Source organism: Ralstonia sp. AU12-08 (assembly GCF_000442475.1).
Lineage (GTDB): Bacteria > Pseudomonadota > Gammaproteobacteria > Burkholderiales > Burkholderiaceae > Ralstonia > Ralstonia insidiosa.
On the sequence record NZ_ASZV01000029.1, the window covers coordinates 40,825 to 65,451 of the forward strand.

Consider the following 24,627-nt stretch of genomic DNA (forward strand, 5'->3'; position numbering starts at 1 on the left):
CCCAGCGCACAAGGAAGACCAAGAATGTCCAAAGCACTCCCCACTCGCGCACTGGCCACGACGCTTCTGGCCCTGGTAAGCGTCGCCGCCCAGGCACAAGCACAGAACGACCATGCAGCGCACGGCCAGGCCGACGCTCAAACGGCCGCGCCATCCACTCAGACCGTGGCTCCTGCCGCCGACCCGCACGCGGGTCACGCGACGTCGGCGAGCGGCTCGACCGCGGCCCCGGCCATGGATCACGGCAACATGCAGATGCAGGGCGGGTCGGCGCCTCCTGACGCCCGCGATCCGCATGGCTACTCCAATGGCCTGACATTGGGATCGGGCGACTACGCCGTACCCGGTGTGCCGCGGCTGATGCTGGCCGACGAACACAGGTTCTTCTCGTTGCGCGGCGAAACCCTGGAACGCCGCTTCACGCGCAAAGGGGACGATTCCACGGCCTACGACCTCCAGGCGTGGTATGGGACGACCTACAACAAGGCCGTCGTGAAGGCCGAAGGCGATATCGCCAAAGGAAAGCTCGAAGAATCGCGTACCGAGCTTCTCTGGGGGCACGCCGTCGCACCGTACTGGGACACCCAGCTCGGCATTCGGGTGGATAACGGCGAAGGCCCGAGCCGTCAATGGTTGGCTTTCGGCATCCAGGGCCTCGCCCCCTACTGGTTCGAGCTGAAGGCGACGGGCTACGTGGGAAGTGGCGGACGTACGGCGCTGCGTGTCGAAGGCAGCTACGAGCTGCTGCTGACCCAGCGACTGATTCTGGAGCCTCGCGCCGAGTTGCAGTTCTATGGCAAGGACGACCCGGAACGCGGTATCGGCAAGGGCTTGGCCGAAGCGTCTGCTGGCTTGCGCCTGCGCTATGAATTCAGTCGCCAGTTCGCCCCCTATATCGGCGTGGAACGGGCGGGCAGCTTCGGACGCACCGCGGACTATGTGCGTGCCGAAGGCGGCCGCGCGCAGCAGACGCGCTGGGTGGCTGGCGTGCGATTCTGGTTCTAGAACCTAGCGGGTTTGATCATCTGATGAGAGGCAATCTATGAACATGCACTACGACAGAAGCCAGGGCAAAGTGCCGAGACGCCAGGCATTGATCGCTGGCTTGTTGGTGATGGCACTCGCAGGACCGAGCCTGGCGCAGAGCCGACCGATTGCCAAGGTCTGGAAGGACCCGAGCTGCGGATGCTGCAAGGACTGGGTCTCACACCTGCAAGGCGCAGGCTTCGATGTGCAGGTTCTCGACACCGGGAACACGGCAGCGCGCACGCGGCTGGGCATCCCGCAGAAGTACGGTTCGTGCCACACGGCGCAGATCGGCAGCTATGCCATCGAGGGTCATGTGCCTGCCTCGGACATTCAACGCTTGCTGCGCGAAGCCCCGCAGGCCATCGGCCTTGCGGCGCCCGGCATGCCGGTCGGTTCGCCCGGCATGGATGGTCCGGCCTATGGTGGACGCAAGGACGCCTACGACGTGCTGCTGATCGGGAAAAACGGTAGCAGCACGGTCTATCAGTCGCATCGCTGACCATCCATCAACCCTTCTCCGTGGAGATATGCCATGCAGCATCAGCACACACATACCCCCAGCGATCGTCCCCGGTTCTGGCGATCGCGCTACGGCGTGGCGTTCCTCATCATCGCCGCTGTCGCCGCGTATTTCCTGCTCAAGGAGCACACGGCACATGTTGCCGGCTATCTCCCCTTCCTGCTGCTGGCGGCTTGTCCGCTGATGCACCTGTTCATGCACCGTGGTCACGGCCACGGCGGACACGATCATGCCGCGCGTCAGGGTGAGGAAGGTGCCGCAGCCTCCAAGGAGCAGAAGCAATGAGTCGAGGCACTCGCACCGTGCGAGCACGCGACGCCGCGCTTGTCTCCTTGCGCGCGTGCGGCCTGCTGCGATCACCAGACACCAACGGTTAACGGCGGAGGGCACTTGTCACTATGAATTCACCCAGCAAGTCTTCAGGACATGAGCACGCAGGCATGGCGGCGGGTGCCACAACGTCCGGCACGCATACCCACCACCATCACGCCAGCCATGCTGGAAGTGACGATGCGGGCGGGCCCTCAAGCCACTCGCAGCCCGATGCCTCGACACGAGATCCGGTGTGTGGGATGGCGGTCACGGCGGCGTCGGAGCACCGCTCCACGCACTTGGGGAACACGTACCTGTTTTGCAGCACCGGATGCAAGGCCAAATTCGACGCCGATCCGGCGCGATATGCCAGCGGTGGCGCGGGCATAGGCACAGGCAGCGGCCATGCACCGCATCACCATGCCAGCACCGCAGTTTCACCGGCCCCGGCGGCATCGCCAACCGCACCCGGAACAATCTACACCTGCCCGATGCACCCGGAGATCCGCCAGGATCATCCGGGAATCTGCCCCAAGTGCGGGATGACGCTGGAGCCTCTGCTGCCCGACCTCGACGACGACAACCCGGAGTTGCGTGACTTCTCGCGTCGCTTCTGGTGGACCTTGCCGTTGACGCTCGTGGTCCTGGCGCTGGCGATGCTGGGCGAGCGGCTGCACCTGATGGACATGGCTACACAGAGCTGGGTCGAGTTGGTGCTGTCGTTGCCGATCGTGCTGTGGGCCGGCTGGCCCTTCTTCTCCCGCGGCTGGCTGTCCGTGGTCAACCGCAGCCCGAACATGTGGACACTGATCGGCCTGGGAACGGGTGCGGCATTCATCTACAGCGTCGTGGCAACCGTTGCGCCGGAAGTGTTTCCAGCTTCCTTCATGTCCATGGGACGGGTCGGCGTGTATTTCGAGGCCGCCGCCGTCATCATCTCGCTGACACTGCTCGGCCAGGTGCTGGAACTCAAAGCCCGCTCCCAGACTTCGGCGGCCATCAAGTCGCTGCTGGGGCTGGCGCCCAAGACCGCACGGCGCATCAATGCGGACGGCAGCGAGGAAGACGTGCCGCTCAGCCATGTGCACGTCGGCGACCTGCTGCGCATCCGACCCGGCGAGAAGGTGCCGGTGGATGGCATCGTGCACGAGGGCAGCAGCTCGATTGACGAGTCCATGCTGACCGGCGAACCGCTGCCCGTCAGCAAGCGCGTGGGCGACAAGGTCATCGGGGCCACACTCAACACCAGTGGCGCGCTGGTCATGCGTTCGGAGCGGATCGGCTCGGACACCGTTCTGTCGCAGATCGTGCAGATGGTCGCCCAGGCGCAGCGTTCCAAGGCGCCGATGCAGCGCATGGCCGATGTCGTTGCCGGCTACTTCGTGATGGCCGTCGTCGCCATTGCGGTCACGACGCTCTTTGTCTGGGGATTCTTCGGGCCGCAGCCCACCTGGGTCTATGGACTCATCAATGCGGTGGCCGTCCTGATCATCGCCTGCCCGTGCGCGCTGGGTCTGGCCACGCCGATGTCGATCATGGTCGCAACGGGCCGTGGCGCCACGCAGGGCGTGCTGTTCCGCGATGCCGCGGCGATCGAGAATCTTCGCAAGGTCGATACCCTCGTCATCGACAAGACAGGAACCCTGACCGAAGGCCGACCTGCTTTCGATCAGGTCGTCGCAGCGCCCGGCTTTACGAACGATGAGGTGCTGCGTCTTGCGGCCAGCCTGGACCAGGGCAGTGAACACCCCCTGGCCGACGCCATCGTGCAGGCCGCGCGTGCCCAGGGCCTCCAACTCGTGAAGCCTCAGAGCTTTGAATCGGGAACCGGCATCGGCGTGCGCGGAAAGGTTGAGCACCGGCAACTGGCGTTGGGCAACACAGTGCTGATGGAACAGTCTGGCGTATCGGTGGAACCGCTCGTACCCCAGGCCGAAGCTCTGCGCGGCGAAGGGGCCAGCGTCATGTACCTGGCGGTGGACGGGCAGCTCGCGGGCTTGCTCGCCGTGTCCGATCCGGTCAAGGGCAGCACCCCCGAGGCCCTGGCCGCGTTGAAGGCTGCGGGCCTGCGGGTCATCATGGCCACCGGGGACGGGCAGACCACCGCCAAAGCCGTCGGTGCACGCCTAGGCATCGACGAGGTGCATGGTGAGGTCAAGCCGGCGGACAAGCTCATGTTGATCGAGCGACTGCAGAAAGAAGGACGCATCGTCGCCATGGCCGGAGACGGCATCAACGACGCGCCGGCCTTGGCGAAGGCAGACGTGGGCATCGCCATGGGAACGGGAACCGACGTGGCGATGAACAGCGCCCAGGTCACGCTGGTCAAGGGCGACCTGCGTGGCATCGCTGTCGCTCGCACGCTCTCGGTGAGTACCGTGCGCAACATGAAGCAGAACCTCATGTTCGCCTTCCTCTACAACGCGCTGGGCATCCCCATCGCCGCCGGGGTTCTCTATCCCCTCACGGGCTGGCTGCTGTCGCCGCTGATCGCAGCATTGGCGATGAGCCTGAGTTCGGCGTCGGTCGTTGGCAACGCCTTGCGCCTGAGAGCGAGCCGACTGTGACCGGATTTTCTTTCTGAACCTACAGGAGCCTGCTATCGCCCAGCGAACCGTTTCTTTCGTTCCACGCCGTTGCGAAGGTGCAAGCCTTATCTCGGCACTTCGTTCTTAAACCACTCCTCACACATCAAGGTAGAAATCTCTATGACCCGTTCACATTTCATCGCCAAGCTCGTCGCGCCGATCGCTGCTGGTCTGTTCGCCACCGCCGCATTCGCGCATCCTTCGCTGGTGTCTTCAACGCCAGCCGACAAGTCGCAGGTTTCCGCGCCAGCCACCATCGAGCTGAAGTTCTCCGAAACGCTGGTGCCGCAGTTCTCCGCCGCGAGCCTTGTCATGACTGGCATGCCGGGAATGGCGAGCCATGGCCCGATGAAGATCAACGCCAGCGTCGCGGGTGCCGGCGACGGCAAGACCATGGTCATCACGCCAGCACAGGCGCTCCAGCCCGGCGACTATCGCGTCGAATGGCGTGCCGTCTCCTCGGACACGCATCCGATCACGGGTAACGTCACCTTCAAGGTGAAGTAAGCCCATGGCCGGGGATTGGTTGACCATCGTCCTGCGCCTGGCGCTTTATCTGGACCTGGCGGCGGCGTTTGGCGTCGCCATGTTCGGACTCTATGCTTTGGGCAACGACGAGCGATCCTCGACGATCTCGCGCCGCTATCGCGTCCTCATTGGCGCATCCGCTGCCATCGGCATTGCCCTGTCGATGTGGGGCATGACGGTCATGGCCAAGGCCATGTCCGGCGCCCAAAGCTACGCGGAGCTGTCAACGCACGTTTTCGACATGCTCATTACGGGCACGCACATGGGCATCGCCTGGTGCATTCGCATCCTCGCGCTGTTGGTGTGTGTGCTCGTCGCAATGTTGAAATTGAACGCTACCTTGCGATTTGCAGTGATGGCGCTCTCCACCGGCGTGGCGCTGGCGACCCTTGCGTGGGCAGGCCACGGCGCCATGGACGACGGCGTTCGCGGCTACATCCATCTTGCGTCGGATATCACCCACCTCTGGGCAGCGGGCGCTTGGGTGGGCGCATTGTTGGCGTTCTTGATGCTGGCATCCCACAAGCGGGATGTCGCGCAAGACCCGGTAGCGGTCCTCAGTCGGACGTCGAATGGCTTTGCTCGCATAGGTACAGCGATCGTGGCTGCACTCGTCGTGAGTGGAACTCTCAATTACCTGTTGATCGCCGGACCATCGTTTGATCCGCTCATCTCGACGCTGTATGGCCGGCTGCTGATGGTAAAGCTCCTGCTTTTCGCAGGCATGCTGGCGTTGGCTGCTGCCAATCGGTATCGGTTGAGCCCGAGCCTGGAGGCAGCTTTGAAGGCAGGCAATCGCGCACAGGCAGTCATCAAGCTTAGGCAGAGTCTGTTCACGGAGGCAACCTTGGCCGTTTTGGTTCTGGCGAGCGTTGCATGGCTTGGCATCTTGTCTCCCACTGGAACCTAATCCTTCATGGGCGGCAGATGACAGCGCATGAATTGAATGTAATGCACGGGTAAGCCCTCTGTAGACCGCCTGCTTCTACATTTAACGACGCGGCGCAAGTTGTCGTCGTTTTTACAAAGGAGTCGATCATGAAATCGCAAATTGTCATTGCCGCCCTGTTGAGCGCTCTCTCCGTGCCAGCCTTCGCCGGTCATGCAGCAGCCCAAGCAGCCAAGGAGATGGTTCCCTTGGCTGACGGGGGAACGCTGTACATCTTCAAGGACGGAAAGATGGCACAGGAAAGCCGCTTCGGGCGCGCCGTCTATCTCAATGTCGGGGCTTCGGTGTCGACGAAGGATGGGCGCAACATCGCGATCACCAGCAATGAAGTCGCTCGCCTCGGCTCGCTGCTACAAAAAGAGCACGGCGGATGACGCCGCGGGTGTGCGGTGCTTTTCAAAGCTTCTGCACAGTGTGACAGAGACGCGCGCCCCGATTGGGCGCGCGCGATTGGGACGCGTCACGAGCAACCACGAGCGCTCAAGATGCCAGTTTTTGCGATGTCAAGCGCATCAACTTCCCTGGAATGGATCCAGCCTCCACATCCACCGTGATTCGTCCACGGGACATCTTGCGCGAATGAGAACCTGCGAGGAGCCCGATTTATGGAGTTGCGTCATCTACGATGCTTTGTCGTCTTGGCAGAGGAGTTGCATTTCACGCGGGCGGCCGAGAGGCTGCATATAGAGCAACCCCCCTTGTCTCGCGCGATCAAGGAATTGGAAGATGAGCTTGGGGTCACGCTGTTTGACCGCGACCGCAGGGGTACACGGCTGACCGTGGCGGGGGCGGCATTCTTGCAGGACACCCGCCGACTCTTCACTGTCCTGGAGCAAGCGCGTGAGAATGCCAGAGCCATTGCCGCGGGCCTGAGGGGCAGCCTGCGCATTGCAATTTCCGATGGTGCGATGGACCCACGACTATCGGCGTTCCTAGCTCGTTGCCGCGCGGAAGAGCCCGAGGTCGAGATACGTCTCTCCGAGGTACCGCTGACCGAGCAGATACGGGGCCTACGGTCTGGCGACTTCACGATCGGATTTGCACACGCGGCGGATGTTGGCGAAGGCATCGTGGCTGAACCGATCTGGCGAGACCCGATTGTGATCGCCGTGCCAGCGCGGCACTCGCTTCTTGCGCACAAGCAAGTTCCGCTCAACGAACTTCAGGGTCACCCACTGGTTCTGTGCGACAAACTGGCCTGCGAAGGCTACTGCCGAGAACTAAATCGGCTGCTACAGGTTCTGGAACACAGGCTCAACGTTGTCGAAGAAGTGTCGTCGCTGGACATGATGCTAACGCTGGTCGGCGCAGGCTATGGGATTGGTTTCATGACAGCGACCAAGATTCCCATCAGCCAGAGGCCGGACGTGGTGATTCGCCCTCTGGCGCAGGACACGGCGGTAATCACAACCTATCTGCTTCGGCCAGAAAGCAGCAACTCATCGGTTTCGCTGGATCGCTTCATGGAACGTCTGCGAGGACCTCCGGATGACTAAAGCGTCAATGCCCATCTGAATCGTGCGCCGCAGCACGAAGATTGCGTTCGGCTGCGCTGACGAGTTCCGCAGCACTAAGCTTGAGTCCGGCGGCGATTCTTAAGATCAGAGCGAGAGTGGGCATGTGCTCCCCACGCTCTATTTTGCCCATGTGCGATCGCTCGATCCCTGCTTTCGCAGCCAGTTCTTCCTGAGCAATACCTTGCGTCAGGCGGGCGACACGAACGGCCGCTCCGAATGCCAACGCTGGCTCGGCGTCGAAAGTGGTAGTGCCTGGGGGACGGCCTCGTCGGACAGTTCGCTTCTCCATCCTTGGAAGCGTCGAACAGTCCCGACAATTTAACCACGTTAAGTTTAACTCAAACTAGCTATCATGAAGACTTTCCGTAAGCGCCCGGCAAACCCGTCTTGCCGTTTCGCTCAGGCGCAGTCGCTCGGCTGCCAACGATGCGGCAGCAACTCCCCGATCTTGCTGTAGGGCTGGGTCGGCAGTCTTTCGAGCACATCCTTCAGATACGCGAAGGGCTCATGGCCGTTGAGCCGCGCGGACTGAATCAGGCTCATGACCGCAGCGGCACGCTGGCCCGCCCGCAGGCTACCCGCGAACAGCCAGTTCTTGCGCCCGAGCGCAATCGGCCGGATCTGGTTCTCGATCCAGTTGTTGTCGATGGGCACGCGACCATCACCCACGTAGTGCGTGAGCGCGGCCCAGCGCTTGAGGCTGTAATCGATAGCGCGGGCAATGCCCGAGCCGTTGGGAACCTGGGTGCGCCGCTGCAAGAGCCACGCATGCAGACGCTCAAGGATGGGGCGGGCCTTCGCTTGTCGTAAGCGCTGCCGGGCATCGATGTCGAGTTCAGCCGATTCGCGTTCGACGCCGTAGAGTTGGCCAATGACCTCGAGCGCCTCGCTGGCAATCTGGCTCTGGCCCTGGGCAGCGAGATCGAAGAACTTGCGCCGCGCGTGCGCCATGCAGCCGGCTTCGGTCACCCCTTGGGCGATCAGCGCCTTGTAGCCGGCGTAGTCGTCGCAGATCAGCGTACCGCGCCAGTCGCCCAGAAACGCTTGGGCATGACGACCCGCGCGGCTGTCGGCGAAGTCGTAGACCACCGCCTTGATCGGATCGAACGCGCCGACGCTGTAGGACCACAGGTAGGCGCGGTGCGTCTTGCCCGCACCCGGATCGAGCATCGCCACCGGGGTCTCGTCCGCGTGCAGCACGGGGTGCGCCAGCAGGTCGGCCTTGAGCGCATCGACCAGCGGCTGCAGATGCACGCCGCTCTGGCCCACCCACTGGGCCAGCGTCGATTGCGGGATCGCCAACCCGGCCCGACCGAAGATGCCTTCCTGACGGTAGAGCGGCAGATGGTCCTGATACTTGGCCACCAGCACTTGGGCGAGCAAGCTGGCGGTGGGGATGCCCTTGTCGATGATGTGCGCCGGCACCGGCGCCTGCACGAGGGTCTCGCACGCTGCGCACGCCCACTTGCCCCGGATGTGGCGCTCGACGGTGAAGCGGCCCGGGGTGTAGTCGAGCTTCTCGGCAACGTCCTCGCCGATGCGGCGCATCGGGCAGCCGCAGGCGCAGGTGGTCGAGTCGGGCTCGTGACGGATCTCGGTGCGCGGCAGCTCGGGCGGCAGCGGCTTGCGTCGGGCCTGGCCCTTGGGCGTCGACGTGCCGACACTGGGCTGGAGTTGCTCGAGCTCTTCGCTCATCGCCGCAAGATCGGCCTCGGCGGTCTCCTCGAAGAGCTGCACCTGCTCGGTGGACAGGCGCTCGGTCCTCACGCCGAAGCGATGACGCTTGTGCAGCGCCAGCTCATGCGTGAGCCGCTCGATCTTGGTCTGACGCCACACGAGCTCGCGCTCCTGCTCGATGAGCAGGCGACGCAAGGTGTCGGCATCCAGTTGATCGAGGTCGGCGGGCAGCGGCATGGATCGATCATGTCCGATGCACGTCTCCGCCGCCATCGGGGCATTCGCCGATAGCGCGGGCTCAGAGTGTCCGGATCACACCGCCATCGCCCAGCCGTTGCCACGGCAGCCCGAGCACCAGCGCATCGAACTGCGCCCGGGTCAGTGCGACACCGCCCTGGCCCTCGGTCCAGTGAAACCGGCCCTGGTTCAAACGCCGACATGCGAGCCACACCCCGAAGCCGTCATGGACCAACACCTTCAAGCGCGTGCCGCGCCGATTGCTGAAGAGGTAGGCGTGATGCGGCTGGGCCTCGCCGAACACGCGCACCACCTGCGCGAGCAACGTGTCCATGCCTGCACGCATGTCCAGGGGCGCGGCCGACAGCCACAGGGCCTCGATACGGATCATGCGAGCCACTCGCGCAACCACGCGCCACAGGCATCGGCCGCCTGGAGCGGCCATTCGAGCTTCACGCGGGCGTTACCCCGCTGCGCCTCGAGGCGGATCACCGGCGCCTCAACGGCGGATGCAACCCGCACCGGCACAAAGCCTGGCTCAGACAGCGTCGTGAGCTCAGCGCTGAGCGGCTTGCGCCGGCTCGGCGGCGCGATCCCGCGCTCGCGCATCCAGCGATGGACCTGGTTGGCGTTCAGGCCGTTGGCCAGAGCCACGCCCGCCACCGAGACGCCAGGCTCACGGCAAGCCGAGATCACCGATTGTTTGAAGGCTTCGCTGTGCGTGCGCCGGGTCCGGCGCGGGATGACGACATCCATAGTGCCCACCATCAAAATTGATGGACACGATCTTCAATGTGCTAAGCGGCTGGAGGAAGGTGGGTTCGCCGGGTGCTTACGACTTTCCATCCTTGTCTTATCGCTTCTTGGGGCCTCTCATGCACGACGCCACCAGCCCACGCCCACAGCTCAGGCTCGCCATAGCGCCTGGTGTGGCCTCTTCGAACCTAGCTGCATTGCTTGCCCTGCAGCGCGCGGAGGAGCCCGAAGTTTTTATGGAATTTAATGAGGTTACGACGAGCGATCTCATTACAGGCCTCTACAAACGGCGCTTCGACGTCGGCCTTTCTCTGAAGCAGGTGAGCGATTCTTCGCTGAAGAGTCTTTCTCTTTGGTTTGAGGCGACAGCTCTTGCCACGCCGCTGGGATACCCACTGCTCCGGCAGCAGTCAATCAGAATAGACGAACTTAAGGAGCACTCCGTGTTTCGATGGAAGGCCGAATATTCTCCTTCGCTGGACCAGTACCTGTCCTCCATGTCATCAACGGAAAGGCCGAATGTCCAGCATGTCAGTTCTTTTGAGATGTTGTTGCTCTGGGTCGCAGCTGGATATGGCGTAGGGATTTCTTCGCGATCACGCATCGAAACCGCTAGCCAGTGCGGAATCTGCACGCGTCCAATAGCCGATGGCCCCTACGAGGTCATTACGCACCTGCAGCGACTCTCGGGACAGACGAATCTTGTAGCTGATCGATTTGAGCTTAGAGCCTTGCGAGTTGCCGAGGCGCGTAAAGCATGACAGCCACGTGCGGTGCCCGCCCTTGCCGGTGGATTTGCAGTGGATGCCGGTTCGGGCCAAGGCGCCGTCCAGACGCATCAATTCATCCTGGAAACTGACCTTGATCAATTCAACTCCCCACAACTTCCAATAGTATGTCCACATGATCGGCTTAAGGCGCCTTCTCGCAAGATGGAGCCGCTGGATTACCAGCGGCCTAGTCGTAACCTTGCTTTTCTCGCAGGTTGCGATGGCGATGTACGTCTGTCCCAAGCCAGACCCGAGGGCATCTGTGGAAACCACGCAAATGCGTGCCACGATCTCGATGCAGCAGGCTGACAAGTTGCCAATGTCGGATTGCACCGGCATGCCTGATTCCATGGACAGCGAAGCGCCACAGTTGTGCCACGCTCATTGCAGTGGCGATCGGGAGTCGGCGCTTTCATGGCAGGGGCTGGACATTCAGTTTCTCGCGGCGCACGTGATGTGGCTCGCCAACTCGCTGCCCGGGTTGGTTCTCGACCGGGTAGCCCTCAGGCGGCACGTTACCTACATTCCTCCCAATCCCCGCGCGGGCTTTCCGCCGATCTACCTCACGTTCCAAGTCCTGCGGAATTGATTTATGTGTCCGTGCTCGCCGCGCACCGATGCGGCAGACCACGTGATTTCGTGAACACCAATTCCGAGGACAACCATGTTTACTCCCTTTTTTGGCGCCCCCGAGGGATGCTCTGAACAATTCCTCGGCGACAATAGCGCAAGGTTCGACGGATGACGACGATGCAGCTGAGCTTCGGGGACGCGGAACACACGGGCAAGCGGAAGAAGACGCGACGCGAGATCTTCCTGGCGGAGATGGAGCAGGTTGTGCCGTGGAACGCATTGCTGGCGCTGATCGCACCGCACTACCCGAAGATGGGCCAGCGTGGCCGGCAGCCGTACGCGCTGGCGACGATGCTGCGCATCCACTTCCTGCAGCAGTGGTACGCGCTCAGTGACCCGGCCATGGAAGAGGCGCTGTACGACACGGCGGTGATGCGCCGCTTCGCCCGCCTCAGCGGGCTGGACAACATTCCGGACGAGACCACGATCTTCAGCTTCCGCCGGCTGCTGGAGACGCATGATCTGGCGCCGCAGCTCCTGGAGCGCGTGAACGCGCACCTGGCGCGCAAGGGCCAGAGCTTGAAGGCCGGCACGATCGTGGACGCCACGATCATCGCGGCGCCGAGTTCGACCAAGAACAGGGACGGCAAGCGCGATCCGGAGATGCACCAGACGAAGAAGGGCAACCAGTGGCACTTCGGGATGAAGGCGCACATTGGCGTGGACGAGGAGTCGGGCCTGGTGCACCACGTGGAGTGCACGGCGGCGAACGTCAACGACGTGACGCAGGTGCACAAGCTGCTGCACGGCAAGGAAGACACAATCTGCGGCGACAGCGGCTACACGGGCGCGGACAAGCGCGAGGAGCTGCAAGGCGTGGAGGCTGCGTTCTGGATCGCGGAGAAGCCGTCGAAGCTTCGTGCGATGAAGAACAAGCGTGATCGCAAATACGCCGAACGCTGGGAGCACTTCAAGGCCAGCCTGCGGGCGAAGGTGGAGCATCCGTTCCGAGTGGTGAAGCGGCAGTTCGGTTACACCAAGGTGCGCTATCGCGGGTTGGCGAAGAACACGGCGCAGGTGTTGACGCTGTTCGCGCTGTCGAATCTGTGGATGGCGCGGCGACGTCTGTTGCTGCCGACGGGGTAAATCCGTCTGTTGGACGGGGAAAGCCGTCGAAAAGCGTCAGAAACGGCGCAAAATCCATCATATCGAGGTCGACTTGGCGCCTTGACGCTGAAATCCAAGCATCAGAGCGCTTTGATCAGACCTTCCCGAGGGGCGCCCGTCAGCGTACGGCCGAGGCACAACGCCGGCCTCGATGCGATTGCATCGTCTGAAAGCTATCAGCATCGCGTTGGCAGGCAGTGCGCTTGTTTCGCCTGTGGCCTACGCCCTCGATTTTGCTGAGGCACGCCTTATCGCGGAGCAGCAGAGCCCGCGCATAAGCGCGCAGCAGTTGCAGGTCAACGTCGCCGAATCCGTGCAGAAGGCAGCAGGCTCGCTGCCCGACCCCAAGCTCTCGCTCGGCATCGAAAACTATCCCATCAGCGGCATGGATCGCTGGAGCATGACGCGCGAATCCATGACGATGCAGCGCCTGGCGCTCATGCAGGAAGTGCCCAACAGGGCCAAGCGCGACGCCCAGGTCGCCAGTGCGCAGGCGCGTGTGGATCGAGAGCGCGCGGCGCTGGTTTTGCAGCGATTGCAGATCCGCCAGGAACTCAGCCTGGCGTGGATCGCCGCGCAGGCGGTGGAGCAACGGGAGATACTGCTGACGGAACTGCTCGCGGAGAACCAGCGCCTGCAAGACAGTCTCCCCGCTCGCGTCGCCGGCGGCACGGCCCAGACTGGCGACCTGTTGGTCGCGCAACAGGAGGCGCTGACACTCACGGACCGCCGTGACGATCTACAGCGGGACCGGGCCAAGGCCAGGGCCGCATTGCGGCGCTGGGTGGGCTCCAGGGCCGACGAAGCACTGCAAGGCGATCCAGGCCCGCTCACTCACCCCGTCGCGCAACTGCGCACAGAACTGGCGAATCACGCGGAGCTTGAACTCTATCCGGCGATGCAAAGCATGGCCCGGGCCGAGTCCCGCGAAGCCCAATCAGAGACCCGCGGCGATTGGGCCTGGGAGATTGCCTATAGCCGGCGGGATCGCCGATGGGGCGACATGGTGTCATTCCAGGTGACATTCGATCTGCCATGGCAGAAGGATCGACGCCAAGTGCCCATGATCGAGGCAAAACGGCACGAGTTGGAGCGTCTGGACGCCGAACGTGCGTCAGCACGGCAGAGGCGCAGCGGATCAAGGACCTGGAACGTGAGGTCAAGGAGCTTCGCCGAGCCAACGAGATCCTGAAGCTGGCGAGCGCGTTTTTCGCCCAGGCGGAGCTCGACCGCCGACTGAAGTGATGTATCGGCTCGTGGACGAACACCGCGGCGTCCACAGGGTCGAGCCGATCCGCGAGGTGCTGCAGATCGCCCCGTCGGCCTACCGCAGGCACGCAGCCCGGGTGCGTGAGCCGGATCTGCGCAGTGCCAGGTCGCAACGAGACGTGCGGCTGTTGCCGACCATTGAGCGTGTGTGGAACGACAACCAGCAGGTCTACGGCGCTGACAAGGTCCGGATGCAGATGAACCGCGAAGGCTTGACCGTGGCGCGGTGCACGGTCGAGCGCCTGATGCGCCGTCTGGGTTTGCAGGGTGTGCGCCGCGGCAAGAGCGTGCGCACGACCGTGGCCGATCCGAAGACCCCATGCCCGCTGGACAAGGTGAATCGGTAGTTCCGTGCTGATCGGCCGAACGAGTTGTGGGTCTCGGACTTCACCTATGTCTCGACCTGGCAGGGCTGGCTGTACGTGGCCTTCGTCGTGGACGTGTTTGCCCGGCGCATCGTCGGCTGGCGAGTGAGCACATCGATGACCACCGACTTCGTCCTCGATGCGCTTGAGCAGGCGCTGTACGACCGGCAGCCCGAGCGCGACAGCAGCCTGATCCATCACAGCGACCGCGGCTCGCAATACGTGTCGATTCGGTACTCCGAGCGTTTGGCCGAAGCCGGCGTCGAGCCCTCGGTGGGCAGCAAGGGCGACTCCTACGATAACGCGCTGGCCGAGACCATCAACGGCCTGTACAAGGCTGAGGTGATCCACCGCCGCGCTTGGCGAAGCCGCGAGGCGGTCGAACTGGCAACCCTGACCTGGGTCTCCTGGTTCAACAACCATCGGTTGATGGGGCCACTGGGCTACATCCCACCGGCTGAGGCCGAGGCAAACTACTACCGCCAACTCGCCGAGCAGTCGGCCGCGGCGGCATGAGCACTTAAACCAACCGGCCTCCGCAACACCCGGGGCGGTTCAATCGCTTGTCGACCTGCTGCAGCTGATCGCCGTTGACGGGATCGTCGAGGTAGAAGGTGAAGTTTGAGAGAAGGTTCCAGTTGTAGTGTTGAACGTAGGCCGATGCTCGCCAGTCATCGCTATCGAAACGCAACGACGCAATGGACCGGTCCGTACGGCCGCGCAGATCGGGATCGAGGGCGCCGAACTCGTCGCGAATCAGCGTGCCGATCGCTCTCTCGGGGATCTGCTCCGTGGGGCTCCACGTCGCGTGATAGAGCGCTAGGCTCGCACGCAAAGTCCCCCCCCGCCCCATGACTTCCCTTGAGGTAGAAGGACGAGTGGTCCAGTTGTTCGGGGAGTTGTCAGGGTCCGTCGTACCGCTTTTGCTCGGCTGCCACCAGCACGTCCGTGTCGTCGCCGAGCTTCCAGGACTGGCCCGCCACCACTCGGCGATAACCAAAGCGGCCGTCCTCCACCGCAGCGAATGGGTGGTCGAACGAATCAGCGGTCACGGCCGAGGCCATCCCCACCATGCTGAAGTCGCCGGCATCGGCGCGGTAGGGGCCCTTGCGTTAGTCGATGCGGGTGACGATCTCCGGGATCAGGCCACCGACATCGAGATAGCCCTGCCCATGACCGTGGGTGCGGAAGTTCAACGGGACCTCGTCGACCAGCAGGCTGAAGTCGGTTCCATGGTCCAGGTTGAAGCCGCGAAGGAAGTACTGGTTGGCCTTGCCACCCCCGGAGTGCTGGGCGGCGATCATACCGGGCATTGCCTCGAGGAGCTCTGCTGTCCGCAAAAGCGGCCGCACCGCGAGGTCCGTGCCGCTCACACTACCCTCGCTGGCCGTGCTCGCACGATCGATCCGGCTTGCTCCTCGGCCGACGACTTTGATCCGCTGAAGCCCGACAGCGCCCGACTCTGGTGACACCGCCGGTTGAACTACCAGGTCCGCCCCTTCTGCCGCCAGCGATGGACCCGGGCTAGTGCCGAGCAGCACGGCGAACGTCCAAGAAATTGGCCATGCCGGAAGCAGCCACCAGGTCGGTAGTCTTTGTCCGTGAAGCACGCGCAGCTGTGCTGCGCCATTGGAGTAGCTGATCATGGCTGAGCGGACTTCCTAGGTCGAGGAGCGAGCTGGCAGAACGCCGGCCCGGCGCAGGTGCAAGTGATGCAACCAGCCCCACAGCAATGCCATGACCGCGATCAGCGAGGCACCCGTCAGCGAGAAGGCCTTGTCGTCGAGTTCAATCTCAGGCAGCAAGGCCGACAGGATGTTGTAGCTGGCAACCCCGTAGGAGATTGAGACGATCAGCCAACCGAGAACCCGCCGGTACTTGGGTCCGACCTGAGCGGCATTCGAACTCCGGTTCACGTGACAGATGAGCCGACCGTCCAACGTGTCCGTGATGATCATGCCGACGGTGAACGTCAGGCCGGCTGCCACGGCGGCGAGCAAGCCACCGCCCTTGTTGCTCGCCACATAGCCCCAGGCCGACGCCTGCGTAGCGGTGTCGAACACCGTCGCAAACAGCACTCCGATGGCAATCACCGCGAACGGACTGTTGTGATTCCGCAGCCGCGCGGGGATCAGCCTGAGCTTCCAACCGGTCGGTTGATAAGCCTGCTTCGACACCAGAAGTAGGCGAAGATTCAAGGTGCCGACGAGCAGAAGTAGTGCCGTCGGCACCCAGTTGAGAACTGCGATCACCGTCTCGGGCACGTCCACCTTGTGCGTCACTTGGCTGACGCCGGCGGCAATCGCAGTCACCAGCAGACCATGCCCAATCGCGAATAGCGTGCCAATCCACACGGCCTCCTTGCGATGGTGGTGGAGGGCCCGCCACGTGAGCCCGTCGATGCACGCGATGTGATCGGGATCCAAACCGTGGCGCAAGCCGAGCACGAACATCAGCAGGAGGCCCGTGAACGAGTTGAGCGCTTGCAGTTCAGCTTCCATGACCGACCTCCTTCAGCGAGCAACGCAAGCGGCCAAACCGTCGGCCAGGCGATCCTTGTCGAGATCGCGACCGATCACGACGTATTCCGTCCGGCGTGCTTCGCCGACGCTCCAGGGGTTGAAGCGGGCCATTGACGTCAGCATGCGCACGCTCTGGAAGACGACGCGCTCGTCGAACCCGTGCGCATGAAAGACTCCCTTGGTTCGGAGGTATCGATCCCCCTCTTGCTGCAGCAACGGTCCCATCCACGACATGAAGCGGTTCATGTCGATCGGCCGATCCTCGTTTAGAACCACCGAGGTGATGGCAGGATCGTGCTCGTGCTCGTGGTCGTTGAGCAACTCAGGGTCCACTGCGAGCTTGGCCTCCAGTTGGAAGGCGTTGACATTCAGCACCTGTGCCAGGTCCACCTGGCTGTGCGCGCTCCTCAGGAAGCGCGCCATCGGATTGAGCGTCCGGATCCTGCGTTCGACACGCTGCAGCGCCGCCTCATCCACCAGGTCGGTCTTGTTGACGAGGATGATGTCGGCAAAGGCAACCTGCTCCTGCGCCTCCACGCTTTGCTCGAGGTTCTTCTCCACGTTGACCGCATCGACGACGGTCACGAACGCATCGAGGCGAGTGTCGTTGCGCACCTCGTCCGAGACGAAGAACGTCGAGGCCACCGGTGCCGGGTCGGCGAGGCCGGTGGTCTCGATCATGATGGCGTCCAGTTGATCGCTCTTCTCGCGCAACCTGCCGATGGTCTCGATCAGGTCGCCCCGCACGGTGCAGCACAGGCAGCCGTTGTTGAACTCGATGAGCTGCTCGTCCTCGTCGTTCTCGATCAACTGGCCGTCGATCCCGACTTCACCGAACTCGTTCACGATGACAGCAACCTTCTTGCCTTGCTGGCGGGTCAGGATGTGGTTGAGCAGCGTTGTCTTCCCCGAGCCGAGGTAGCCCGTGATCACCGTCACCGGGATCTTTCGGTGAGGTGCTTGTTCCAGTGCGGCGATGGTCATCTTGATGCTCCAAGTTGGCGTTCCCTTACAGGGCAAGCCGAAAAACAATCAGGTTCAGTGAGCCGCCAGGCGGACTAGCGTCTGGCCGGCCCAACCAGCGAATGTGTCTGCACGCTCAGCGATCATGTAGTTGCGTGCACCGAAGATCCTGCGCACGTATGCATCGGCCCGGCGATCCAGCGTCAGGCAGAAGGTCCGAATGCCACGCCCTGCAGCCGTGGCGACGGCATGGCGTGCATCTTCGACCAGGTAGTCGTCCTCGACGACGTCGATGTCCGAAGGCTCTCCATCGGTCAACACCAGAATCACCTTTTGGTCGGCCTGTTCACCGTCCAGTGCGACCGCGGCGTGTCGAATGGCGGCACCCATTCGGGTCGAAAGATCCCCCTCCAGTGACTCCAGGGCCGCCTGCTGCGCATCCCCGAAGGGCTCGTCGAAATCCTTGATCCTCCGGTAGTGCACCTCATGACGCCCGTTCGAGGCGAAGCCATGGATGGCCACCCGATCACGACGCTGGTCCAGGGCCTGCGCCACCACCGTGGCCGCCCGCTTCTCTACCTCCATCACCGTGGTGAAGCTGCCGGGAACGAATCTCCCCGTGGACACGGACAGGTCCATCAGGAGCACGATGGCCGTCTTGCGCCTCCTCCGGCCGTGCCGCCGAAACACACGACCGTCGGGCGCAATCCCGGAGCGGCGTTCGATGGCGCTGTCGACTGCGGCGTTCAGGTCGAGTTCATCGCCTTCGGGCAGCCGGTTCAGACGAATGGACCGGTCGGGGGTCCGATCCAGCCCCTTCAGCTTCAATCGATGCGCGACGGCCGCCTTCCTCGCGGCCACAGACTTCGCGCGTGCGGATGCCATGGGCTCGATCACGGTGACCCACTCGTCGCGCAGCGCCTCGAGTTGATGGTCCCACTCGGGATAGCGGTAGCGCCGCCTCAGGTCCACCTTGGCGAGCATGTCATCTTGCGGCGGGGGCGCCTCGGCGCGGATCTCGAAGTCGGTCACGACTTCCTCTGCCGCTTCATCGACCGGCGCGTTGCTGAGAAAGTCCCACAGCAGCGCGTTATCGTCCCGATAGGACGGATACGGCCTGTAGTGCGGGGCCACCACTTGCCTCATCCTGCCCATGGCGATGGACAGCTCGCGGGCAAGCCGGTCGAACGCGGCGACGTCCCCGAGATCACGTGCCGCAATCTCCTCGAACGCGGTCCTGGCCTTGGTGACCCAGTCGTTGCGATCCTCGTAGCTCGGATCGTGAAGGGCGCGCGCGAGCCGCGACGTAAGGCCCTCAAATTGGAAGCCTACAGACTCACGCGTAGCATCATGGAAGCGGCCCCAAACGGCACGCAGGCCCGGGTACTCCTTCATCATCAGGCGCTCGACCCGCGCGTCTTCCAACAACGACATCGTGGCCAGGAGCATGGGGCGGCGGTTCCCGGCAGCGCGGCGCAAGGGCGAGAACCGCAGATGGGCGGCAATGTGCGCCATCGTGGCGCGGTACAAGAGGTCGCGGTCGGCAGCGGCGATGCCGTCGAAGCGGCGCGGCATCCTGATCAGATCCTCGTTCACGCTGGCCGCGGGCTGCGGAAGCTTGGGATCCTGGGGTTCGTGCAGGTCCAGCCCTTGGCGGTGACCGACAAAGCCACCCAGGTAGTGGAGCAATGCTTCGCGCCTGGCCAGCAGATGCGCCGTGTCGCTCTCGGTGCGCTGGTCGCTGAACAAACGCGGATCGCCCCACTGGAAGTGCGCGCGGCGTCGCTTCAGATCGGTTCGCTCGGTCTGGAGACCATGGAGCACCCACTTGCGAAGGCCGACGGCGTCTGCTGCGATCTCCGGTTCATTGGCGAAACGCTGCGTCAGGGCCAACGCCGCCGCCGCGTCCTCCGTCGCTACCTGGGCCAGCAATTCGGCCAGCGCCGCGCAGGCCGCCTCATCCGGCAGGTGATCCGCCAGCCTAGGGAGCGCCTCCAGCAGCGCTTCGTGCGTCTCTTGATCGACGGCTCGGAGCATCTGCAGCCGCCGCTCGGCTGCTGGCCCTGACAGATGGAAGAATCGAAACGTCACGATTCGCTCACCCGCGCGGCCCGAACTGGCCTTCCACGAAGCCGGCCAGCGCCTGCTGGATGTCGTGATCGTCCGTCAGCGACGAGATCATCGCCAGCACGCAGGCGTCGTGCGCGGCGATGCCCTCGTTGATCAACGCCCCGGCATGCACCAGCATCCGGGTGCTCATGCCCTCGTCCAGGCCGCGGCCTCGCAGGGCTCGGGACTGCTTGGCGATGGCGACCAGCTTGGCAGCGATCTCGGGGGAGATCTGGCTTTCGTGCGCGACGACTTCGGTCTCGACACCCGCTTCCGGAAAGTCGAAGTCGATGGCCCCGAACCGCTGGCGCGTCGACGGCTTCATGTCCTTGGCGACGCTCTGGTAGCCAGGGTTGTAGGAGACTACCAGCCGAAAGTCGGGGTGCGCCTTGACGACTTCTCCGCGCTTGTCCAGTGGCAGGATCCGCCGATCGTCGGTCAGCGGATGGATCACCACGGTGGTGTCCTGGCGTGCTTCGACCACTTCGTCGAGGTAACAGATCGCGCCATGGCGAACGGCCATCGTCAGCGGACCGTCGTGCCACACCGTGCCTTCGGCATCCAGCAACCAGCGCCCGACCAGGTCCGAGGCCGTCATGTCCTCGTTGCAGGCCATCGTCACGAGCGGCAGCTTCAGGCGCCAGGCCATGTGCTCGACGAACCGCGTCTTGCCGCAGCCCGTGGGACCTTTCAGGATCATCGGCAGACCGCGTGCCATTGCCGCGCTGAACAACTGCACTTCGTTGCCCGCCGTTCGGTAGTAGGGCTCATGCTCGATCAGGAAGGGGCGAATCTTGTCGTCCATGACGGGGTCCGGTTACTGCGTCGGGCAAACATCCGACAACACGCTTGCACAGGCCCATGGCGGTCGCATGGAACTGTGAACGTGGGAGACTAGCCCGGGAACCGCCTGTCGTGGCAGCCCCCGGGACCATGAGATCAGGCTTCGCCGCCGATCACGCGTGCGCCTTCGCGGCCTTCTTCGGGTCGCCGCCCGGCGTCTTGGCGACGGTCTTCGTCATCATCGCGATTCCTTCTTCGAGGATGACCTTGCGGTTCGGCGGTGGCAGCTTGTCGCCGCGGACGACGTCGTACGGCACCACGACCCAGCATGCGCAGCCCCAGATGCATTCGCCGGCCATCCCTTCGAACCGGATCGCCGGCTCCGACAGCATCGGGCCGATGTCGACCAGCCAGGCATGCTCGTGGAGCTTGGTCTCCCAGTCCAGCTTGTCGTAGTTGTCCCGGCTTGCCCAGAAGGCCTTCAGGTCGGTCTTCGCCACGCCAGGCAGGATGATGTTGGCGTACGAGGTGAGCGCGTCGAAGAACTCGTGCGTGTACGACTGGTAGGTCGAGTCACCCTCGAGCAGGTAGTTCTTCGCGATCAGTTCCTTGACGCCCTTCTCGATGTTCTCGAAGCCCATGTCGCGCGAGGCATGCACGTGGACTTCCGCGTAGTCGGTCTTGAAGCCGTCGCGCAGGCCGCTGTACTCGGGGATGAAGTCCACCCACTGCGCGATGACCGACTGCCACTTCGAGCCCGACTCGCCAGGCAGCACCTGCACACCCGGGTGGGTCAGCTTGGCGACGTCGAACAGCGTCCAGTTGCGCGACTTGGAAGACAGCGTCTCGTGCGGTGCCCCGGTGAAGCCGGCAGGGCGCAGGGCGCGGAACAACACACGGCCGTAGTCCATCACGGCGAACCGCATGAACGAGTCGGCGACGAAGCGGTTGGTCACCATCTGCTTGAAGCCCTGGCGGACCTCCTTCTCGCCGGTGCTCGTGTAGGCGGTCAGGCGGTGCCAGCTGTGCTCGGGGTTGACCACGAAGAAGCCGCCGGTGAACGGGCTGCGGTACAGCTCGCCCCATACGGCGGTGACGCCGTTGTTCTTGTCGTCGTCGAGCATGCAGTCCAGCTCGTTCAGCGCGCAGTACTGGCCGGCATTGTTGTTCACCGACTCGGGATCACCGACGTGCGACAGCTGGCCGACCCCAATCACCGGAATGCGGCGCCCGAATCTGACGTTCGACAGGTGACGAGCCAAGTCGACCACCATGCCGCTGCCCGTGCCACCGGCGATGCTGAATGCAACCATCACCATCGACGGCAGCTGCGCCTTTTCCACGGTGTCCACGAAGCTGCGCAGCGCACGGTCCATCGGCTTGTCGCCAGCGTAGTACGCGTTCGCATAGATGCCCTTGGCGACGAGCCGTGGGAAGTGGCTGCCCGCGGGCGGGAGCACGTACTTGTGCGAAACGTAGGACTCGAAGTTCGGGTTCCAGTAGTAGCGCGGGTATTCCAGCTTCAGGAACTCCCGCGTGCGGTTCAGGCCTTCGAAGAACTCCTGTCGATCGGGCACCGGCAGCGCCACAGCCTGGAAGTTGAAGCGATCGGCGGGAATGCCGCGCGACTGCAGCCGCTGCTTGAACGAGTTGGCGTAGTCGATGGCGGCGCCCATGTCCTGGTCGCCGATGTCGACCACCATCGCGGCAAAGGTGGCCCGGGGGTCCGCCAGCAGGTCCTCGACCTCGCCGGTGCGAAGCAGCGCCTCGATGTAAGCGGCGCCGGTCCTGCCGATGCCGATCGCATGGATGCAGTGCGGTGACTGGGTGCCAGTGGCGCTGTTGTAGATAGAAGAAGTCATCGAATAGCTCCGATTGGTTGATAGTGAAAAGTGTCGGCAGACAAGGAAAGAGCCGAAGGGCCGGGGTGGGTCAATCGCCACAGCGGTGCCGTCCGCTGGACGCTGTGCATGCTCTGCGGCGCCCGTCGTGCGGGCTAACAGCGAATCGTGAACGTCTCGGTCTGGTCGAGAATGCCGAGGTCTCGAAGGATGTGGCAGACCGACGAGGCGCGCTCGTGGGCGACATACAGCATGTAGTCCTCCACGAACAGGCCAGGGTCCCGGGAGATGGTCCCGGCCTCGATCAGCTCGACGCCCTTCTCGAGGTTCTTGCGTTGCAGCCGCGCCGTCCAGATCGGCGACTCGATGTGAATCGCCTCTTCGTCGACGTGAGAAATGATGAGGAACTTCTTGCCGGCCACGGTTGGGACCCGATACCCATTCCCGTACTTGGCCACGACCTCGCTCCATACGAGTGGCATCGCTGACTCCTTCTATTCGTACAGACCGTTTAGCTGATCGAGGGGCACTGCAACCCACTGGTGCCCCGAGCCCAGGCTCGCGCCGGCCATGCCCTGCAACCGGGTGGAAGGCTCGCAAAGCAGTACACCTTGTTCAAGAAGCAGGGAGTGATGCGCATGCCGCTGCGGCATCGGGAGTTCTCGATACGCCGCGAGCGCCTTCTGCGTCATGAGCAGGTCGCTGCGCGCCATGCGAGGCAGCAGAAACTGCACGCACCCATCGGGCCCCCCGGTAACGGGCTGGGTGGCCAACTCGGGGGTCAGCGCTTCGTTCAGCGTTGTCGCCCAGCCCAGAGCCACCGACTCGTCCGCCGAGGTTCCCGAGGTTCGCAGTTCGATGAACTCCGGGGAATACCCCTGCTGCAGTCCGAGCGCAGAGCGCACGTCGACGCCTGCGGGGGACCTGCGATCGTGGCCGAACCCGAAGGCGTGGATCCACCTGGCACCCCATGGCGTGCGCGCTGCTGAGTGCTGTGTCGATGGCGCCGCAACCCAATTCAGCAGCCGCAGGGCCTCCCACAGGTTTGCACCCCTGCGCTGCAGGAACAGCGATGTCACCTGACCATCGATGATGTCCCTTGTGCCTGCAACGCTTGCGCCGGGAGGTTGGGGCACGACCACGAATCCGGCAGTGAAGGGGTTCCTGTATTGCTCACCGCACGACTGGGTGACACCGCTGTTTTTGGTCTCATCACAGAGCACGTCGAGTTCACACATGGCCGTGTGCAGGGCCGCCGCCTTCGCGTCGAGTTCCTGCTCGTGGGGCAGGATGCCGATGCCGGCGACGAGCACACGACGACCGAAGAGGCCCTGCGAGAGATGGCGAGCGAGATCCACTGCGATGCCGCTGCCCGTACCTCCACCCAGCCCGAACACCATGCAGACCAGTGAGTCTCCTTGCGTCGCTTCCACGCTGCGTGCAAATCGCTTGAGGGCGTGGAGCATGGGTCGGTCGCCGTCGTAGTACGAACGACCATAGATAGCCTTAGCGATGGCGCGCGGAACTGTGCCGTCCTCTGCAAGCTGCACTGGAATGTCGGGAAGCCACTGCCCGGAGCTCGGATTCGGGTGGTACAGCGGATATTCCAGCTTCAGAAAGTCAACATACCTCGCCAATGTGTCGTCCAGCGTTCCCCTCGACACCATTGGCAGCGAGACCGTTTCAATATGCGCCTGCCCGGTGTCGAATCGCTTCGCCTGCTCTCGCACTCCATGAAGATCATCGTCGCCAATATCGACGACCAGCGCGCTCAGTCGTGAGCCCGGAACATTCAACAAGTCCGGGGGCGCATCTCGCAGGAAGCGCTCGATGATCTTCGCCCCGGCACCGCCTACGCCGACCAAATGAATGCCGTAGACCAGGGTGGAAGCGTCCTTGATCCGATGCACGCCGCGCTTGAGTGCGTCGAGTTTGCGCTGCTGCAGCTTGGCCTCGGTCGTTCCGATGGCCGGCAATGGCCTGCCGCGCTGAATGTCCAGACCTGCTGTCGAACTCATTGCTTTCGATGGCTCCGTGGTTCTTGCCGTCATGCCTGCATTGCAGGCATTTGTTGCGACAAAAAAAAAGCCCACCTCCGACTTGCGTCGAGGGTGGGCTCTTGTGCCCTTGTCCTGCACGGCCGTGCTGCCGT

25 protein-coding genes, 2 pseudogenes and 1 other annotated feature are annotated in these 24,627 nt (G+C 63.4%); of the genes and pseudogenes, 13 read left to right on the plus strand and 14 right to left on the minus strand.

Going from position 1 to position 24,627, the window contains the following annotated elements; all coding sequences use genetic code 11:
- The first annotated feature begins 24 nt into the window (after nt 1–24).
- The 8 genes from C404_RS0130035 (at nt 25) to C404_RS44955 (ending at nt 7,422) form a co-directional block, all read left to right on the plus strand.
- Nucleotides 25–1,005 (plus strand): copper resistance protein B, encoded by a 981-nt coding sequence (locus tag C404_RS0130035; protein WP_021195323.1) that lies wholly within the window; start codon nt 25–27, stop codon nt 1,003–1,005.
- A gap of 109 nt (nt 1,006–1,114) precedes the next feature.
- Complete coding sequence (locus C404_RS44925) at nt 1,115–1,528, plus strand: DUF411 domain-containing protein (RefSeq protein WP_425483443.1); 414 nt, start codon at nt 1,115–1,117, stop codon at nt 1,526–1,528.
- Between the two features lie 33 nt (nt 1,529–1,561).
- Nucleotides 1,562–1,834 carry a DUF2933 domain-containing protein gene (locus C404_RS44930; protein WP_013391823.1) on the plus strand — a complete coding sequence of 91 codons (273 nt, stop codon included), beginning with the start codon at nt 1,562–1,564 and terminating at the stop codon, nt 1,832–1,834.
- A 287-nt stretch (nt 1,835–2,121) separates the two neighbouring features.
- Nucleotides 2,122–4,428 (plus strand): heavy metal translocating P-type ATPase, encoded by a 2,307-nt coding sequence (locus tag C404_RS44935; protein ID WP_231973086.1) that lies wholly within the window; start codon nt 2,122–2,124, stop codon nt 4,426–4,428.
- A 141-nt stretch (nt 4,429–4,569) separates the two neighbouring features.
- On the plus strand, nt 4,570–4,956 hold the full coding sequence (gene copC, locus C404_RS44940) for a copper homeostasis periplasmic binding protein CopC (RefSeq protein ID WP_008063308.1): 387 nt from the start codon (nt 4,570–4,572) through the stop codon (nt 4,954–4,956).
- A gap of 4 nt (nt 4,957–4,960) precedes the next feature.
- Nucleotides 4,961–5,887 carry a copper homeostasis membrane protein CopD gene (gene copD, locus C404_RS44945; protein WP_016445094.1) on the plus strand — a complete coding sequence of 309 codons (927 nt, stop codon included), beginning with the start codon at nt 4,961–4,963 and terminating at the stop codon, nt 5,885–5,887.
- Between the two features lie 128 nt (nt 5,888–6,015).
- Nucleotides 6,016–6,300, plus strand: a complete 285-nt coding sequence (locus C404_RS44950; RefSeq protein ID WP_003090336.1) for a CopK family periplasmic copper-binding protein — start codon at nt 6,016–6,018, stop codon at nt 6,298–6,300.
- A 231-nt stretch (nt 6,301–6,531) separates the two neighbouring features.
- The gene (locus tag C404_RS44955) at nt 6,532–7,422 is read left to right on the plus strand and encodes a LysR family transcriptional regulator (protein WP_013391826.1); all 891 of its coding nucleotides are present in this window, start codon (nt 6,532–6,534) and stop codon (nt 7,420–7,422) included.
- Between the two features lie 4 nt (nt 7,423–7,426).
- Here C404_RS44955 and C404_RS59385 read toward each other — a convergent pair whose 3' ends face one another.
- The 4 genes from C404_RS59385 to C404_RS44970 form a co-directional block, all read right to left on the minus strand.
- Complete coding sequence (locus C404_RS59385) at nt 7,427–7,732, minus strand: helix-turn-helix domain-containing protein (protein ID WP_013391827.1); 306 nt, start codon at nt 7,730–7,732, stop codon at nt 7,427–7,429.
- Between the two features lie 110 nt (nt 7,733–7,842).
- Nucleotides 7,843–9,357 (minus strand): IS66 family transposase, encoded by a 1,515-nt coding sequence (gene tnpC, locus C404_RS44960; RefSeq protein WP_021195325.1) that lies wholly within the window; start codon nt 9,355–9,357, stop codon nt 7,843–7,845.
- Nucleotides 9,358–9,418: 61 nt separating this feature from the next.
- Nucleotides 9,419–9,748, minus strand: a complete 330-nt coding sequence (gene tnpB, locus C404_RS44965; protein ID WP_021195326.1) for an IS66 family insertion sequence element accessory protein TnpB — start codon at nt 9,746–9,748, stop codon at nt 9,419–9,421.
- Nucleotides 9,745–10,113 (minus strand): transposase, encoded by a 369-nt coding sequence (locus C404_RS44970; protein WP_004294255.1) that lies wholly within the window; start codon nt 10,111–10,113, stop codon nt 9,745–9,747. Before C404_RS44970 ends, tnpB begins: the two co-directional genes overlap by 4 nt.
- Nucleotides 10,114–10,133: 20 nt before the next feature.
- Between C404_RS44970 and C404_RS59390 the strand changes: the two genes are divergently transcribed.
- From C404_RS59390 to C404_RS44985, 5 genes and pseudogenes are all read left to right on the plus strand, one after another.
- Nucleotides 10,134–10,874 (plus strand): LysR substrate-binding domain-containing protein, encoded by a 741-nt coding sequence (locus C404_RS59390; protein ID WP_435052318.1) that lies wholly within the window; start codon nt 10,134–10,136, stop codon nt 10,872–10,874.
- 286 nt (nt 10,875–11,160) lie between these two features.
- Nucleotides 11,161–11,472, plus strand: a complete 312-nt coding sequence (locus C404_RS44975) for a hypothetical protein (protein WP_006226245.1) — start codon at nt 11,161–11,163, stop codon at nt 11,470–11,472.
- Nucleotides 11,473–11,633: 161 nt separating this feature from the next.
- A complete protein-coding gene (locus C404_RS44980) occupies nt 11,634–12,602 on the plus strand; it encodes an IS5 family transposase (protein WP_016445093.1) in 969 nt (322 codons plus the stop codon).
- 172 nt (nt 12,603–12,774) lie between these two features.
- Nucleotides 12,775–13,353 (plus strand): annotated as a pseudogene (locus tag C404_RS61025) (TolC family protein); the annotation flags it as partial.
- A gap of 365 nt (nt 13,354–13,718) precedes the next feature.
- Nucleotides 13,719–14,773, plus strand: a pseudogene (locus C404_RS44985) (IS3 family transposase); the annotation flags it as partial.
- Nucleotides 13,826–13,942, plus strand: a sequence feature (AL1L pseudoknot). It overlaps the preceding pseudogene by 117 nt.
- Before the next feature lie 4 nt (nt 14,774–14,777).
- Here the strand turns inward: C404_RS44985 and C404_RS58860 are convergent.
- The 10 genes from C404_RS58860 to C404_RS45020 all read right to left on the minus strand — a co-directional run bounded on the left by C404_RS58860 (nt 14,778) and on the right by C404_RS45020 (nt 24,493).
- The gene (locus C404_RS58860) at nt 14,778–15,092 is read right to left on the minus strand and encodes a hypothetical protein (protein WP_064803998.1); all 315 of its coding nucleotides are present in this window, start codon (nt 15,090–15,092) and stop codon (nt 14,778–14,780) included.
- 67 nt (nt 15,093–15,159) lie between these two features.
- Complete coding sequence (locus tag C404_RS60295) at nt 15,160–15,330, minus strand: hypothetical protein (RefSeq protein ID WP_021195331.1); 171 nt, start codon at nt 15,328–15,330, stop codon at nt 15,160–15,162.
- A gap of 39 nt (nt 15,331–15,369) precedes the next feature.
- Entirely contained in the window at nt 15,370–15,903 is a 534-nt protein-coding gene (locus C404_RS58865; RefSeq protein WP_021195332.1) for a TonB-dependent receptor plug domain-containing protein, read from the minus strand.
- Nucleotides 15,904–15,918: 15 nt separating this feature from the next.
- On the minus strand, nt 15,919–16,758 hold the full coding sequence (locus tag C404_RS44995) for a HoxN/HupN/NixA family nickel/cobalt transporter (RefSeq protein ID WP_021195333.1): 840 nt from the start codon (nt 16,756–16,758) through the stop codon (nt 15,919–15,921).
- A 12-nt stretch (nt 16,759–16,770) separates the two neighbouring features.
- Nucleotides 16,771–17,763: a CobW family GTP-binding protein gene (locus tag C404_RS45000; RefSeq protein ID WP_021195334.1), complete on the minus strand. Its 993-nt coding sequence runs from the start codon at nt 17,761–17,763 to the stop codon at nt 16,771–16,773.
- A 54-nt stretch (nt 17,764–17,817) separates the two neighbouring features.
- Nucleotides 17,818–19,833, minus strand: coding sequence for a nitric oxide reductase activation protein NorD (locus C404_RS0130060; protein ID WP_152524449.1), 2,016 nt, complete (start codon nt 19,831–19,833; stop codon nt 17,818–17,820).
- A gap of 7 nt (nt 19,834–19,840) precedes the next feature.
- On the minus strand, nt 19,841–20,656 hold the full coding sequence (locus C404_RS45005; RefSeq protein WP_021195336.1) for a CbbQ/NirQ/NorQ/GpvN family protein: 816 nt from the start codon (nt 20,654–20,656) through the stop codon (nt 19,841–19,843).
- A gap of 151 nt (nt 20,657–20,807) precedes the next feature.
- A complete protein-coding gene (locus C404_RS45010; protein WP_021195337.1) occupies nt 20,808–22,496 on the minus strand; it encodes a tubulin-like doman-containing protein in 1,689 nt (562 codons plus the stop codon).
- 134 nt (nt 22,497–22,630) lie between these two features.
- Nucleotides 22,631–22,957, minus strand: coding sequence for a hypothetical protein (locus tag C404_RS45015; RefSeq protein WP_021195338.1), 327 nt, complete (start codon nt 22,955–22,957; stop codon nt 22,631–22,633).
- Between the two features lie 12 nt (nt 22,958–22,969).
- Nucleotides 22,970–24,493, minus strand: coding sequence for a tubulin-like doman-containing protein (locus C404_RS45020; protein ID WP_021195339.1), 1,524 nt, complete (start codon nt 24,491–24,493; stop codon nt 22,970–22,972).
- Nucleotides 24,494–24,627: the final 134 nt, after the last annotated feature.